Annotated in this window: 16 protein-coding genes; 12 read left to right on the top strand and 4 right to left on the bottom strand. The window is 68.2% G+C overall.

All coding sequences use genetic code 11. The annotated features are described in order from the left end of the window. Window positions 1-79 precede the first annotated feature (79 nt). The 12 genes from IE88_RS0107165 (at window position 80) to IE88_RS0107110 (ending at window position 10739) form a co-directional block, all read left to right on the top strand. Window positions 80-730, top strand: a complete 651-nt coding sequence (locus IE88_RS0107165) for an FMN-binding negative transcriptional regulator (protein ID WP_051881630.1) — start codon at window positions 80-82, stop codon at window positions 728-730. Further along, a complete protein-coding gene (locus tag IE88_RS0107160) occupies window positions 731-997 on the top strand; it encodes an accessory factor UbiK family protein (RefSeq protein WP_238319276.1) in 267 nt (88 codons plus the stop codon). 208 nt (window positions 998-1205) lie between these two features. Beyond that, window positions 1206-1709 carry a type III secretion system chaperone family protein gene (locus tag IE88_RS0107155; protein ID WP_051881629.1) on the top strand — a complete coding sequence of 168 codons (504 nt, stop codon included), beginning with the start codon at window positions 1206-1208 and terminating at the stop codon, window positions 1707-1709. 55 nt (window positions 1710-1764) lie between these two features. After that, window positions 1765-2601, top strand: a complete 837-nt coding sequence (proC, locus tag IE88_RS0107150) for a pyrroline-5-carboxylate reductase (RefSeq protein WP_031552221.1) — start codon at window positions 1765-1767, stop codon at window positions 2599-2601. After that, the gene (locus IE88_RS0107145) at window positions 2598-3524 is read left to right on the top strand and encodes a histone deacetylase family protein (RefSeq protein WP_031552220.1); all 927 of its coding nucleotides are present in this window, start codon (window positions 2598-2600) and stop codon (window positions 3522-3524) included. The genes proC and IE88_RS0107145 overlap by 4 nt, the downstream gene beginning before the upstream one ends. 23 nt (window positions 3525-3547) lie before the next feature. Beyond that, on the top strand, window positions 3548-4195 hold the full coding sequence (locus tag IE88_RS0107140; protein WP_051881627.1) for a histidine phosphatase family protein: 648 nt from the start codon (window positions 3548-3550) through the stop codon (window positions 4193-4195). Between the two features lie 2 nt (window positions 4196-4197). Further along, the gene (locus IE88_RS0107135) at window positions 4198-4431 is read left to right on the top strand and encodes an exodeoxyribonuclease VII small subunit (RefSeq protein ID WP_031552216.1); all 234 of its coding nucleotides are present in this window, start codon (window positions 4198-4200) and stop codon (window positions 4429-4431) included. Window positions 4432-4530: 99 nt separating this feature from the next. Beyond that, complete coding sequence (locus tag IE88_RS0107130; protein ID WP_036766785.1) at window positions 4531-5649, top strand: glycosyltransferase; 1119 nt, start codon at window positions 4531-4533, stop codon at window positions 5647-5649. Between the two features lie 103 nt (window positions 5650-5752). Then, window positions 5753-7666 (top strand): 1-deoxy-D-xylulose-5-phosphate synthase, encoded by a 1914-nt coding sequence (dxs, locus tag IE88_RS0107125; RefSeq protein ID WP_031552210.1) that lies wholly within the window; start codon window positions 5753-5755, stop codon window positions 7664-7666. A 5-nt stretch (window positions 7667-7671) separates the two neighbouring features. Continuing rightward, complete coding sequence (locus tag IE88_RS0107120) at window positions 7672-8400, top strand: TlyA family RNA methyltransferase (protein ID WP_031552208.1); 729 nt, start codon at window positions 7672-7674, stop codon at window positions 8398-8400. Then, window positions 8393-9658, top strand: coding sequence for a class I SAM-dependent RNA methyltransferase (locus IE88_RS0107115; protein ID WP_051881626.1), 1266 nt, complete (start codon window positions 8393-8395; stop codon window positions 9656-9658). The genes IE88_RS0107120 and IE88_RS0107115 overlap by 8 nt, the downstream gene beginning before the upstream one ends. A 40-nt stretch (window positions 9659-9698) precedes the next feature. Continuing rightward, complete coding sequence (locus IE88_RS0107110; RefSeq protein WP_162178309.1) at window positions 9699-10739, top strand: class I SAM-dependent methyltransferase; 1041 nt, start codon at window positions 9699-9701, stop codon at window positions 10737-10739. Here IE88_RS0107110 and IE88_RS0107105 read toward each other — a convergent pair. Genes IE88_RS0107105 through IE88_RS0107090 form a run of 4 tightly spaced genes read right to left on the bottom strand, consistent with a single transcriptional unit; the run spans window position 10736 to window position 13147 of the window. After that, window positions 10736-11179 carry a PaaI family thioesterase gene (locus IE88_RS0107105; RefSeq protein WP_051881625.1) on the bottom strand — a complete coding sequence of 148 codons (444 nt, stop codon included), beginning with the start codon at window positions 11177-11179 and terminating at the stop codon, window positions 10736-10738. The two genes, IE88_RS0107110 and IE88_RS0107105, sit on opposite strands and share 4 nt — an antisense overlap. Beyond that, window positions 11176-11640, bottom strand: coding sequence for a PaaI family thioesterase (locus tag IE88_RS0107100; RefSeq protein WP_031552196.1), 465 nt, complete (start codon window positions 11638-11640; stop codon window positions 11176-11178). Before IE88_RS0107100 ends, IE88_RS0107105 begins: the two co-directional genes overlap by 4 nt. Next, window positions 11637-11930: a chorismate mutase gene (locus tag IE88_RS0107095; RefSeq protein ID WP_238319275.1), complete on the bottom strand. Its 294-nt coding sequence runs from the start codon at window positions 11928-11930 to the stop codon at window positions 11637-11639. The genes IE88_RS0107100 and IE88_RS0107095 overlap by 4 nt, the downstream gene beginning before the upstream one ends. Beyond that, the gene (locus IE88_RS0107090; protein ID WP_031552191.1) at window positions 11927-13147 is read right to left on the bottom strand and encodes a bifunctional alpha/beta hydrolase/OsmC family protein; all 1221 of its coding nucleotides are present in this window, start codon (window positions 13145-13147) and stop codon (window positions 11927-11929) included. Before IE88_RS0107090 ends, IE88_RS0107095 begins: the two co-directional genes overlap by 4 nt. Window positions 13148-13163 lie beyond the last annotated feature (16 nt).

The following is a 13163-nucleotide window of genomic DNA, read 5'->3' as shown; positions in this document are numbered from 1 at the left end:
GGAGAATGGACGAAGGCCCGCTTTACCGAGCGTCGCCTGCGGCGCAAACCCGCGCCGGAAGAAAGGTGGAAGAGCGGCCATGCACGCGCCCAGCCCCTACGTCGAGACGCAGCGGGACGTCCTATTGGATGCGGCGCGGTCGATCCGCTTCGCCACGCTCGTCGCCTGCCGGGACGGGCGCCCGCTCGCGGCGCATATCCCGCTGATTCCGAAGGAGGATGGCGGCCGCATCGTCATCGAGGGGCACTTCGCCCGCGCCAATCCGATTCGCGGAGCCTTCGCCGACGGCGCCGAGGCGCTCGCGATCTTCCGCGGCCCGCACGCCTATGTTCATCCGCGCTGGTATCCCGCGCGGGAGGATGGCCGCGTCCTGCCGACATGGAACTATGTCGCGGTGGAGGCGCGCGGCTTCCCGCGTCTGATCGGCGAGCGGGGCTGGCTGCTGCGCCACCTGACCGAACTGGTCGAAGCAAACGAGGTGGACCGTCCCGATCCGTGGCGCCTGAAGGAGGCCTCGCGCGATCATGTCGAGGACCTGCTGCCCGAGATCATGGGTGTCCGCCTCGAAGTGACCGCGATAGAGGGCGTCTGGAAGATGAGCCAGGATCACCCCGAGGCCGATCGCGCCGGCGTGGCCGCGGGGCTCGAATCCGAGGGAACGGGCCGGGGACTTGCCGTGGCCGGCGTCATGCGGTCACGCGTCCTGCCGGAAGAGGGAAACGATCCCTAGATGAAGACCGACAAAGGAGACCCCTTCATGCAGACCAAGAACCCGCTCTTCGACGGCCTGGCCCGCGCCATCGCCGAGGCCGCCGGTGCCGCCGACGGCGTCCGCCGCGAGGCCGAGACCGTCCTGCACAGCTCTCTGCAACGCTTCCTCGCCGATCAGGATCTCGTTCCGCGCGAAGAGTTCGAGGCGGTCAAGGAGATGGCGGTGAAGGCGCTGGACGAGGTGGAGCGGCTCCGCGAGGAGGTCGAGGCGCTCAAGGCGCGCTGAGTTTTCCACATCGCGTAGCAGCGGGATTCACGGATCGGCGGCTTTTGTTGCCCGCAGGACTCAGTCCGGCGCGATGTGCGAAAATTCTTTGGCTGGATACGACTTGTTCACAGAATGCGCCTTCGCGCTTGGCGACAGCGGCAAATCAGCCCCCTATATCTTGTGTCGAGACGCACCGAGCGTCACAAGCGTTGAAAGCCGCCTCTCTATGGAACTGCCCTTCCACGATACCTACGCCGTGCCTGCGAACCCGATCGAGACGATCGAGGCGATCGCCCGGCTTTCCGATCTCGATGCCGTCCGGGCTTCGGATACGGAGCTGCACGTCAATCTGAGCGGGTCCTGGCGCGACGTCTCGATGTGGTTCGCCTGGCGCGCGGAGGCGCAGGTGCTCCAGATCGGCGCGCCGCTCGAGATGCGGGTTCCCGCCGCCATGCGCGGCGAGGTGCACAAGCTCCTCGCGCTCATCAATGAGCGGCTGTGGCTGGGGCATTTCGACCTGTGGGACCAGGATCAGGGCCTGATCTACCGCAATGGCGCCGTGCTGCCCGAGGGGCAGACCATGGATTCGAGCCAGGCGGAGATTCTCCTGCGCGGCGCGATGGAAGCCTTCGAGAAGTTCTATCCGGCCTTCAACTATGTCGTCTGGGGCGGGAAGACGGCCGAGGAGGCGCTCGAGGCCTCGATCCTGGAGACCGTCGGCAACGCCTGATCGTGACCGCTCCGCGCTGTTGGCAGCGCGGGGTGCCGGGGGTTAAGCCGCCGGCATGACACAACAGCTCTCCGTACTTCTCGTCGGCGCCGGCTCCATGGGCGGCGCCCTGTTCGAATCCTGGGTCGCCAGCGGCATTCTCGACACGGCCCGCTCGGCCGTGGTCGATCCCAATCCGCCCGAAAAGATCGAGGCGCTGTGCGACAAGCACGGCATCGCGCTGAACCCGCCCGAAGACAAAGGCTACGGCGTCTGCGTCCTGGCGGTGAAGCCGCAAATGTTCCCGGCCGTGCTGCCCAAGCTCGAATGGCAGGACATGAACGAGACGCTCTTCGTCTCCGTCGCCGCCGGCACGACGATCAAGACCATCGCCGACCTCCTCAAGGAAAAGGCGCCGAGCGCGCGGGTCGTGCGCACCATGCCGAACCTGCCCGCCTCGATCCGCCAGGGCGTCACGCTGCTTTGCGAGGCGGGCGGCCTCGAGGACGGCGACAAGGACGCGGCGAGCACGCTGATGGCGGCCGCGGGCGAGACCTATTGGTGCGAGGGCGAGGATCACCTCGACCAAGTCATGGGCGTGACGGGCTGCTCTCCGGCCTATGTCTTCCTTCTCGCGGAGGCGCTTCAGCAGGCTGCCGAAGCGCGCGGCGTCGCGCCCGCGGATGCGCGCCGGATCGCCGAGGCCTCGGTCACCGGCTCCGCCGCCCTCCTCGCGCAGGACGAGCGCGAGGCGGCGGCGCTGCGCCGCGCGGTGACGAGCCCGAACGGCACGACGCAGGCCGCGCTCGACATCCTCAACGAGGACAGCCGCGGGCTGAAGCCGCTCACCGAGGAAGCGGTCGCCAACGCCTATAAGCGGGCACGCGAACTGGCCGGCGACGAGAGCAAATGACGACGCTCCTGTTCACTTCGTCCCGCTTCGCCGAGCACGAGGTCCCCGAGGGCCATGCCGAGCGGAGCGAGCGCATGGCGGCGGTGGACAGGGCGCTCGGCAGCGGCGATCTCGCCGGGCTCGAACGGCGCGAGGCGCCGCGGGCCGGGCGGGACGCGCTGCTGCGCGGGCACAGCGAGGCCTATGTCTCCCGGATCGAGGCGGCCGCGCCGCAAGACGGCATCGTCCAGCTCGACCCCGACACCTTCATGGGGGCGCACAGCCTCGAGGCCGCGCTGCGCGGTGCAGGCGGCGCGCTCGCTGCCACCGACGCGGTTCTGTCTGGGGAGGCGGAGCGCGCCTTCGTCGCCTCGCGCCCGCCGGGCCACCACGCCGAGCGGGAGGCGGCCATGGGCTTCTGCCTCTTCTCCAATGCGGCTTTGGCAGCCCTTCACGCGCGGGAGGCGCACGGCCTCCGGCGCGTCGCCGTTCTCGACTTCGACGTGCATCACGGGAACGGCACGCAGGACGTGCTCTGGGACGAGCCGGGCATGTTCTACGCCTCCTCGCATGAATGGCCGCTCTATCCTGGGACCGGCGAGCCCTCAGAGCGCGGCGCGGCGGGCACGGTGCGCAATGCGACGCTCGCGGCGGGGGAGGGCGGCGCTGCCTTCCGCAGGGCATGGGGCGAGGACCTCCTGCCGCAGATCGCTGCCTTCGGCCCCGAGCTTCTGATCGTCTCCGCAGGCTTCGATGCGCATGCGGCGGATCCACTGGCCAATCTGCAACTGGTCGAGGACGATTTCGAATGGATCACGGCGGAGATACGCGCTCTCGCCGATTCGCAGTGCGGCGGCCGGATCGTTTCTCTTCTCGAGGGCGGCTACGATCTCGGCGCCCTGGAACGAAGCGTCGCCTGCCACGTCAAAAGGCTGGCGAGATAGGCTCGGCCTCGCTAGACCCGGACATGATGGCGGGACGCATCATCACGGCGCGGCACGGGAAGCCCAACCTGAACCGGGACGTGAAGATCACGGCCCGGCAATACGGGCAGTGGTGGGCGCGCTATGACGAAAGCGGCCTCGCCCCGGGGCAGGAGCCGCCGGCCTCGCTCGTCGATCTGGCCTCCGAATGCGGGATCGTTCTGTGCTCGACGCTCCCGCGCGCCATCGAGACCGCCGACAGGATCGTGGACGGCGCGCGGATCGTGCCGCGCAACGCGCTCTTCGTCGAAGCGCCGCTGCCCCCGCCGCCCGTGCCCTTCATCAAGCTCAGCCCGACCGCCTGGGGCCGGATCAGCCGGGCCTTCTGGTTCATCGGCTATTCGCCGGGTGACACCGAAAGCCATCGCAAGGCGCGGGGGCGGGTGCGGCGGATCGCGGACAAGCTGATCGCCGAAGCGGCGGAGGGGCAGGACGTGCTGCTCTGCGCTCACGGCTATTTGAACTGGATGTTCGACCGCCATATCCGGCGCCGGGGATGGGAGCGGGTCGTCCATGAGGGCGAGAACGAATACTGGTCCTACCGCGCCTACAAGCAGGTCGTGGCCGAAACCGAGAACATCTCGCAGGACACGATGGAGCCTCTGGCGCGCACCCAAGCCGCCGCGGAGTGAATATGAGTGACGTGAAAAAGCTGAGCTTCGAAGCGGCCTTGGCCGAACTCGAACAGATCATCGGCAAGCTCGAGAGCGGGCAGGTGGCGCTCGAGGAATCGATCTCGCTCTATGAGCGCGGCGCCGCCCTCAAGGCGCATTGCGAATCGACCCTGAAGGCCGCGCGCGAGAAGATCGAAAAGATCGTTCTCGATTCGGGCGGCGAGCCCTCCGCGCAGGCCGCGAGCTTCGAGTAAGCGGACGCCGCCGCCTTCGCTGCGCATTTGACTCACGGGGCTGGTTCGGTTCTTGCTCATGGCAACCGACTGCGTTGCTTGACGAGACGAGGGACATCCATGGCGAGAGGCGACGAGAACGCTGCGCGCAAGACGCGCGTCCTCTATATCGTGCGGGAGTTTCCCCAGCTCTCGCAGACCTATGTGAAGGCCGAGATCGAGGCGCTCGGCGACGAGTATGAACTCGCCATCCTGTCGATGAAGCCGGCCAATCGCCCCTACGAGAACCATCATCCCTACACGTCGATGGAATCCGTCGATCAGGCGGTGGCGTTCGGGCAGGATTTCAAGCCTGACGTCATCCACACGCATTATTTCTTCGGGCTCGAAAAGGTGGCCGAGATCGCGCGGCGCCTGGACGTGCCCTATACGGTCCGTTCGCATTCCTTCGACATGATCCCCCTCATGCCGCGCGGCGGCATCGAGCAGACGGTGCGGCGCCTCGTCCGGCGGCCCGATCCGATGGCCCATACCAAGGGGCGGATCCAGCGGCAGCTGACCTTTCTCGACTGGAACTACTGCCTAGGAATCCTCGGCTTTCCCTTCCAGCGGCCCTGGCTGGAGCGCGAAGGCATTCCCGGCGACAAGATCATCGACTGCTTCCCGGTGGTCGCGGTCGACCGGTTCCGCGATCGCGGACCGAACGGCAAGGGCATCATGAATACGGGCGTCGTCACGCCGAAGAAGCGGATGGACCAGTTCATCGAGCTCGCCGCGCGCATGCCCGAGCGGGACTTCACGATCTATCCGGTCGGCTATCACAGCGAGGAGCTGGCGGCGCTGAACCGCGAGAAGGGCTCGCCCGTCACCTTCAACGAGCTTCTCGAGCCCGAGCAGATGCCGCCCGAGTACAAGAAGCACGAATGGCTGGTCTATACGGCCGACTTCCGCTTCCCCACGGTCGGCTGGCCGATGGCGATCGCAGAGGCGCAGGCCTCGGGCGTCGGGGTGTGCATGGCCAATATCCGTCCCGACCTGAAAGAGTATATCGGCGATGCCGGCTTCCTCTTCGACACGATCGAGGAGGCGCAGAAGATCGTCAGCCAGCCCGTGCCGGACGAGATTCGCGAAGCCGGCTTCGAGCAGGCGGAGAAATCGAATGTCAGCAAGCACATCACGAAACTGACAACGCTTTGGGACGGCGTGATGGAAAAGCAGCGCAGCGAGCAGGCGGCATAAGGCTTTCCCTTCGGCCCCCGCGACCTTTACGCGCAGGCCCGAACCGGCCGGGCCTGATCGCTCGTCTGGCCTTAAGGTTCCCGTTCACGCTATCAGGGCCGTCATGACCGTAGATACGCCGCTCCTGGACACTGTCCGGACACCCGCCGACCTCCGCAAGCTCGAGCCAGAGCAGCTGCGCCAGCTCTCCGACGAGCTGCGTGCGGAGGTGATCGATGCCGTTTCCGTCACCGGCGGCCACCTTGGCTCCGGCCTCGGCGTCGTGGAGCTGACGACGGCGATCCACTATGTCTTCGACACTCCGAAGGACAAGCTGATCTGGGATGTCGGCCACCAGTGCTACCCCCACAAGATCCTGACCGGCCGGCGCGACCGCATCCGCACGCTGCGCCAGAAGGACGGCCTTTCCGGCTTCACCAAGCGTTCCGAGAGCGAGTACGACCCCTTCGGCGCGGCCCATGCGGCGACCTCGATCTCCGCTGCGCTCGGCATGGCCGTGGCGCGCGACCTCAAGGGCGAGGACAACCGCATCGTCGCGGTGATCGGCGACGGGTCGATGTCCGCCGGCATGGCCTATGAGGCGATGAACAATGCCGGCGACCGCGGCAAGCAGCTGACGGTCATCCTTAACGACAACGACATGTCGATCGCCCCGCCGGTCGGCGCGATGTCGGCCTATCTCGCCCGCGCGGCCAGCTCGGACAGCTATCACGGCTTCCGGAACCTCGCCAAGCAGCTCGCCAAGCGCCTGCCCAAGCGCCTGCACAACGCGGCGGCCAAGGCCGAGGAATTCGGCCGCGGCATGGTCACGGGCGGCACGCTCTTCGAGGAGATGGGCTTCTATTATGTCGGCCCGATCGACGGGCATAATCTCGAGCACCTGATTCCGGTTCTGGAGAATGTCCGTGAGATGACGGATGGCCCGGTCCTGGTCCATGTCGTCACCCAGAAGGGCAAGGGCTACGAATTCGCCGAGGCCTCCGGCGACAAATATCACGGCGTCGCCAAGTTCGACGTGGTCTCGGGCAAGCAGCACAAGGCCAAGCCCAACGCGCCGTCCTACACCTCCGTCTTCGGCAATCAGCTGATCGCGGAGGCGAAGCGCGATTCCAAGGTGGTGGGCATCACCGCCGCCATGCCGGCGGGCACGGGCCTCGACAAGTTCATGAAGGAATTCCCCGACCGCTGCTTCGATGTCGGCATCGCCGAGCAGCACGCGGTGACCTTCGCGGGCGGGCTCGCCGCCGAGGGCATGGTTCCCTTCGCCGCGATCTATTCGACCTTCCTGCAAAGGGCTTATGATTCGGTCGTCCACGATGTCGCGCTCCAGAACCTGCCCGTGCGCTTCGCGCTCGACCGGGCGGGCCTCGTCGGCGCGGACGGCGCGACCCATGCGGGCGCCTATGACACGGCGTTTCTCGGCTGCCTGCCCAATATGGTGCTGATGGCGGCGGGCGATGAGGCCGAACTCGTCCATATGACGCATACGGCGGCGGCCTATGACGAGCATCCCATCGCCTTCCGCTTCCCGCGCGGCGAGGGGATCGGCGTCGACATGCCGGAGACGCCGCAATTCCTCGAGATCGGCAAGGGGCGCGTCCTCAAGGAAGGCACCTCCGTCGCGCTCCTCTCCTTTGGCGGGCGCCTGAACGAGTGCCTGCGCGCCTCCGAGCTGCTCGCCGCGAAGGGGCTGAGCACCACGGTCGCCGATGCGCGTTTCGCCAAGCCGCTCGACGAGGATCTCGTCCGCCGCCTCGCGGCCGAGCACGAGGTCCTGCTGACGGTCGAGGAGGGGTCGGTCGGCGGCTTCGGCGCTTTCGTCCTCCACTACCTCTCCCGCGAGGGGCGGCTCGATAGCGGGCTGAAGATCCGGACCCTGACGCTTCCCGACCGCTATCAGGATCAGGCCGGCCCCAGGGAGATGTACGAGGAGGCCGGGCTGACGGCCGAGCATATCGCAGCCTGCGCGAGCGCCCTGTTCGACGCGGAGGCGAGCTCGGCGGACGCGCGCGCCTGACCCTCTTGCGCCTCGACCAGCATCTGACCGAACGCGGCCTCGTCAGGAGCCGCGAGCGTGCCAAGGCGGCCATTCAGGCCGGGCTCGTCCGCGTCAATGGTGAGGCGGCGCGCAAGGCCTCGCAGACCGTGGGCGAAAGGGATGTCGTGACCTGCGAAGGGGAGGCGCATCCTTACGTCTCGCGGGCGGCGCTCAAGCTGGTGGCAGGGCTCGACGCCTTCGGTATCGACCCCGCCGGAAGAACCTGCCTCGACCTCGGCGCCTCGACAGGCGGCTTTACGCAGGTTCTGCTGGAAAGGCATGCGGCGCGTGTCTTCGCGGTGGATGTCGGGCACGGCCAGCTCGACGAAGCGGTGGCGGGTGATCCGCGGGTCGTCAATCTGGAGCGGACGCATGCCAAGGATCTGGACCGCGCGCTGGTGCCGGACCCGATCGAACTCCTCGTCTGCGATGTGAGCTTCATCGGATTGCGCAAGGCGCTGCCGCCCGCGCTGGCGCTCTGCGCGCAGAGCGCGGCCTTCGCCGTCCTGTTCAAGCCGCAATTCGAGGTCGGCCCGCGGAATATCGGGCGCGGCGGGATCGTCTCCCTGCCGCATGAGGAACAGCGCGCCCATGCCGAGGCGGCGGCAGGCTGGCTGCGCGGGGAGGGCTGGATGGTGGCGCCCGTGATCCAGAGCCCCATCCTCGGCGGCGACGGCAATGGCGAATTCCTGATCGGCGGGCGCCGTGGCTAGGCGGGGGCGGCGGACAAAGGCGCCGGCGACGCTGCGCACGCTCGACATCGACAGGCTGGGCAGGAGCGGCGACGGCCTGTCGGGCGATATCGCCGTGCCCTTCACCCTGCCGGGCGAAACGGTCACCGCGAAGGTGGCGGCGCGCAAGGGCCGGGTGGAACGCATCGAGGCGGCTTCGCCGCTGCGCGCGGCGCCGCCCTGCCGCCATTTCGGCCTGCCGGGCGATGGCTGCGGCGGGTGCCGGATGCAGCATTTGCGGCCGGACGACTATGCGCAGTGGAAGCGGGACCGGCTGACCTCCGCTCTGGGGCGGGTTCTGGGCGAGGTGCCCACGCCCGCGGCTTACGCTTCGCCGCCGCGCTCGCGCCGCCGGGCCAAGCTCGCTTTCTTCCGGACGCGGAGCGGTGTGCAGGTCGGCTTCCGGAGGCTCGGCGACGAGCGGGTGGTGGCGATCGAGGAATGCCACGTCCTGACGCCTGAGCTTTTCGAGCTCGCCCATGCGCTGCGCCCGCTGATCGGGGTCCTGCCCGAGAGCCGGGGCGTGGTCGAGGCGATGGTCACGATGACCGCGGCGGGGCCGGATGTCGACGTGACGAGCGCGGACGAACCGGCGCTGCCGCTGCCCGCGCGCGAGGCCCTGTCGCGCATGGCGGAGGCTCTGGACCTCGCGCGCCTCTCGCTGGGCGGTGTGGCTCTCGTGGAGCGCAGGACGCCTGCGATCGGGCTTGGCGGGCTGGAGGTGGCCCTGCCAGCGGGCGCTTTCCTGCAGGCGACGCGCGAGGGCGAGGCGCAGCTTCAGGGACTGGTCCTGGACGGGGCGGGCGAGGCGGAGCGGGTGGCCGACCTCTTCTGCGGCGTCGGCACTTTCGCTTTACCGCTGTCGCAGCGGGCCCGGGTCTATGCGGCCGAGGGCGATCGGCAGGCGGTCGATGCGCTGAAGGCGGCGGCCCGCAGAGGCGGCCGCAAGGTCGAGGCCGAGGCGCGGGACCTCTTCACGCGGCCGCTCCTGGGCAAGGAACTCGATGCCTTCGATGCGGTGGTCCTCGATCCGCCAAGGGCGGGCGCGGCCGAACAATGCGAGGCGCTGGCCCGTTCGGCCGTGCCGAGAATCGTCTATGTCTCCTGCAATCCCGATGCGCTCGCCCGCGATGCGCGCACCCTCTCCGGCTGCTACAATCTGACCCGGCTGTCTCTTGTGGACCAGTTCCTGTGGTCGCCCCACATCGAGGCGGTGGCGATCTTCGAACGAAGGGAATGACTTGATGTCGGCGGGTGTGCTTTCCAACGGCCTGAGACGCGTGGCCTACAGCACCGCGCAGAGCGCGAGGATCGGCTGGTACACGCTGCATTACGTGGCCGGACGCCATATTGTCGGGCCGCTGACGCCGCCAGGCCATCCGCCCAAGCCGATGCGGTCGCCTGCGCCCGATTTCAATGAATTGCGCACCGCCTTCCGCTCACTCTTCCAGCGGGAGTGGAAGGATATCGAGACCGGCGTCTACAAGATGCCCCGCGATCTGCGCCGGGCGCCGAACCCGCTGCGGGCGGTCCGCAGCGCGCGCGACTACCTGGCCGAGGCGCGGGCCGTGTCCCGCCGCGCCCATGTGAAGGGCGGCGGCGTCGAGGTGCGGGCGCAGAAGCGCGAAGGCCTGCCGGGCTATTACCTCCAGAACTTCCACTTCCAGTCCGATGGCTGGCTATCCGAGCGTTCGGCGCAGATCTACGACACGCAGGTCGAGACGCTGTTCACGGGCGCGGCCGACGCCATGCGCCGCCGGGCCCTGCCGATCCTGCGGCGCGAAGTGGACCGCCTCGCCGCCGAAGGGCGAAGCGAGGCCGATCTCGCCATGGCCGATGTCGCCTGCGGCACGGGACGGCTCCTCGCCGAGGTGGCGGACAATTTCCCGAAACTGCCGCTTCACGCGGTCGACCTGTCGGACAGCTATCTGAATGCCGCGCGGCGCAATGCGAGCTTCGCCCGCAACGTGACCTATGTGCAGGCGCCTGCCGAGAGCCTGCCCTTCGCGGACGGATCGCTCGACGTTCTGACCACGGTCTATCTCTTCCACGAGCTGCCGCCCAAGGTGCGGCGGCAGGTGGCGGCCGAGATCGCGCGGGTGCTGCGGCCGGGCGGGCTCTACCTGCACGTGGACAGCATCCAGTATGGGGATACCGGACTCGACATCCTGCTGGAGACCTTCCCGCGCGCGCTGCACGAGCCCTATTACGACAGCTATTGCAAAGAGGACCTTCCCGCCCTCTTCGCCGAGCACGGCCTCGCAGCCGAGGAAAAGGATCTCGGATTCCTCACCAAGGTGAACGCCTTCCGGAAGGCCTAGCCCTCGCCCTCGAAAACCCGCAGGGCGATGGCCGCGCGGGCGACGGGCTCTTCCTCGGTGGTCTGCCAGCCGGTCGCTTCGAGAAAGGCGATCCTGCGCCCCATGCGCGCGACCTGGACCCGCGCCAGCATGTCCTGATCGCGGGCGCCGCGCAGATAGTTCACATGGACGCTGATCGTCCGCACGCGCAGCGGCTTCGTCCTGCGGGTGACGACCTCCAGCGTGCCCGCCGTCTCGAGCAGCGTCGAGATCACGCCGCCATGAAGCGCGCGGATGACAGGGTTTCCGACATGGCGCTCGGCGAAGCCGAGGCGGTAGAGGAGGCGGCTATCCTCGATCGTGGCGGACAGGTCGAGCCAGCGGGCCATGGCGCTGCGCTCGCGATAGGCCGCGATATCCGCCAGGCTGCCCTCGTCCGGGTCTTTCAGCATCTCGCTCATATCCGCGACACCTGCGCGCTGCGCGTGCCGACGAGAAAGGTGCCGGCGGCCTTGGCGATCAGCGTGCCCTCCATCGAGGCCCGGCCATGGCAGACCGCGACGTCATCGACGATGCCCGAGCATTCCGCCTCGCAGAGAATGCGGGCGCCGGGGGCGGCCTGCCCCATGACATCGGTCTTGAGGTTGATCGTGGCGATGGGTTCGAACTGTTCCATGGTCGACCAGGCGGCCATGCCGAGCAGCGTGTCGAGCAGGATCGTGTAGAGCCCGCTATGGATCGCTTCGCCATCGGCGAAGGTCTCCTCGGCCGTCAGTTTCACCGCCACGTCGCCCCGCCCGAAGCGGACGGGCTTGACCGCGAGCTTGCCGAACAGCGGGTGCTCGGTCTGCATGTGCCGACCCATGGCGGAGAACATCTCGGCGATGGCAGGCGCGATCTCGCCGCCCTTTTCCTCCGTCATGTTCGCCCCGCGAGCTTTTCCTGCTCGTATTGGATGCCCCAGCCGATCAGCTGCCGCCACAGCGCCTCGGCGAGGGCAGGGGGCAGGCCGGCCGCCTCGGCGCGTTCGCTGACCCGGTCGATCACCTGCTGGATGCGCCAGGGGACGGTGGCGTCGGCCGGCCGCTCCTTGAGTTGCCAGGCGCGGTCCACATAGCCCCAGCGCTCGACCAAGAGGTCGATCAGCGCATCGTCGATCCGGTCGATCTCGACCCGGACCTCGTCCATGCTCGGGCAGTCTTCGGGCTTCACGATCCGGCCTCCGTCGTCACGCTCGCGCCGCGTTCCAGCGTCTTGTGCACCGGGCAGCGATCCGCGATCTCCATCAGGCGCTTGCGCTGCGCGGTGTCGAGATCGCCCTCCAGCGTCACCTTCCGCGTGAAGCGGTCGGGCTTGGCGCCTTCATCCCCCATCATCTTCTCCATGTCCTTCTCGTGAAGCTTTTCATGCGTGACCGTGACGAGCGCACGGTCGAGCGGCAAGCCCCTGCGGTCGGCATACATGCGCAGCGTCATGGTCGTGCAGGCGCCGAGCGCCGCCGCGAGGAGGTCATAGGGCGAGGGGCCGGTATCGAGCCCGCCCACGCTTTCGGGCTCGTCGGCGATCAGGTGATGCGCGCCCGCCGTCACCAGCGCCTGGAAGCGGCCGGCGCCGGTCTCCCGCACCATGACGTCCGGCGCCTCGCCCTCGGCGGGCTCCTGCGCAGGCGCGAGATAGCGCGAGGCCCATGCGGCGATGACCTCGGCGGCATATTCGGCATCCTCCCTTCGCGAGAGGAGGTGGTCGGCATCGTCGAGGGAGACGAAGCTCTTGGGATGCATGGCCGCGACGAAGAGCTTTGTCGCATTCTCGATGCCCACCGTCTCGTCATGGGGCGCGTGCAGGACGAGGAGCGGCTTTTCGAGCTGCGCGGCCGCCTCGGTCACCCGGTGCTCGCCGAGATCGTCGAGGAACTGCCGGCGGATCGTGAAGGGCCGCTGGCCGAGCAGCACTTCGGCTTCGCCATCCGAGCGGATCGTGTCGAGCTGCTCCTTGAACTGGTCAGTGACGTGATGGGTGTCGGCGGGCGCGTTGATCGTGGCGACCGCCTTGATGCAGCCCAGGTCGCGCGCCGCCACGAGCGCCGCGGCACCGCCGAGGGAATGGCCGACAAGGAGGCTGGGCGCTTCGTAATGCTCGGCAAGGAAATCGGCGGCGCTTTTGAGATCGCCGAGATTCATCGTGAAATTGGTCGACCCGAAATCGCCGCCGGAGCCGCCGAGCCCCGTGAAGTCGAAGCGCAGCGTGGCGATGCCCCGGCGGGTCAGGGCGGCAGAGACGGCGCGGCTGGCGATCAGGTCCTTCGAGCAGGTGAAGCAGTGCGCGAAGAGCGCATAGGCCCTGACCGGTCCTGCGGGCAGGTCGAGGCGCGCGGCGAGCTCGGCGCCCGAGGCGCCCTTGAAGGAGAGGCGAACGGGTTGGGCGGTCATGGGAAAGCTCCGCAAG

Source organism: Parvularcula oceani, assembly GCF_000733125.1.
Taxonomy (GTDB): Bacteria; Pseudomonadota; Alphaproteobacteria; order Caulobacterales; family Parvularculaceae; genus Parvularcula; species Parvularcula oceani.
This window is presented reverse-complemented; position numbering and strand designations above follow the sequence as displayed.

What these genes read in the sequence shown, in the direction of transcription:
- IE88_RS0107130 (WP_036766785.1), top strand. Translation starts at nt 4,531, where the DNA reads ATGGCGAGAGGCGACGAGAACGCTGCGCGCAAGACGCGCGTCCTCTAT.
- IE88_RS0107155 (WP_051881629.1), top strand. Translation starts at nt 1,206, where the DNA reads ATGGAACTGCCCTTCCACGATACCTACGCCGTGCCTGCGAACCCGATC.
- IE88_RS0107090 (WP_031552191.1), bottom strand. Translation starts at nt 13,147, where the DNA reads ATGACCGCCCAACCCGTTCGCCTCTCCTTCAAGGGCGCCTCGGGCGCC.
- IE88_RS0107140 (WP_051881627.1), top strand. Translation starts at nt 3,548, where the DNA reads ATGATGGCGGGACGCATCATCACGGCGCGGCACGGGAAGCCCAACCTG.
- IE88_RS0107105 (WP_051881625.1), bottom strand. Translation starts at nt 11,179, where the DNA reads ATGAGCGAGATGCTGAAAGACCCGGACGAGGGCAGCCTGGCGGATATC.
- IE88_RS0107160 (WP_238319276.1), top strand. Translation starts at nt 731, where the DNA reads ATGAAGACCGACAAAGGAGACCCCTTCATGCAGACCAAGAACCCGCTC.
- proC (WP_031552221.1), top strand. Translation starts at nt 1,765, where the DNA reads ATGACACAACAGCTCTCCGTACTTCTCGTCGGCGCCGGCTCCATGGGC.
- dxs (WP_031552210.1), top strand. Translation starts at nt 5,753, where the DNA reads ATGACCGTAGATACGCCGCTCCTGGACACTGTCCGGACACCCGCCGAC.
- IE88_RS0107145 (WP_031552220.1), top strand. Translation starts at nt 2,598, where the DNA reads ATGACGACGCTCCTGTTCACTTCGTCCCGCTTCGCCGAGCACGAGGTC.
- IE88_RS0107100 (WP_031552196.1), bottom strand. Translation starts at nt 11,640, where the DNA reads ATGACGGAGGAAAAGGGCGGCGAGATCGCGCCTGCCATCGCCGAGATG.
- IE88_RS0107135 (WP_031552216.1), top strand. Translation starts at nt 4,198, where the DNA reads ATGAGTGACGTGAAAAAGCTGAGCTTCGAAGCGGCCTTGGCCGAACTC.
- IE88_RS0107165 (WP_051881630.1), top strand. Translation starts at nt 80, where the DNA reads ATGCACGCGCCCAGCCCCTACGTCGAGACGCAGCGGGACGTCCTATTG.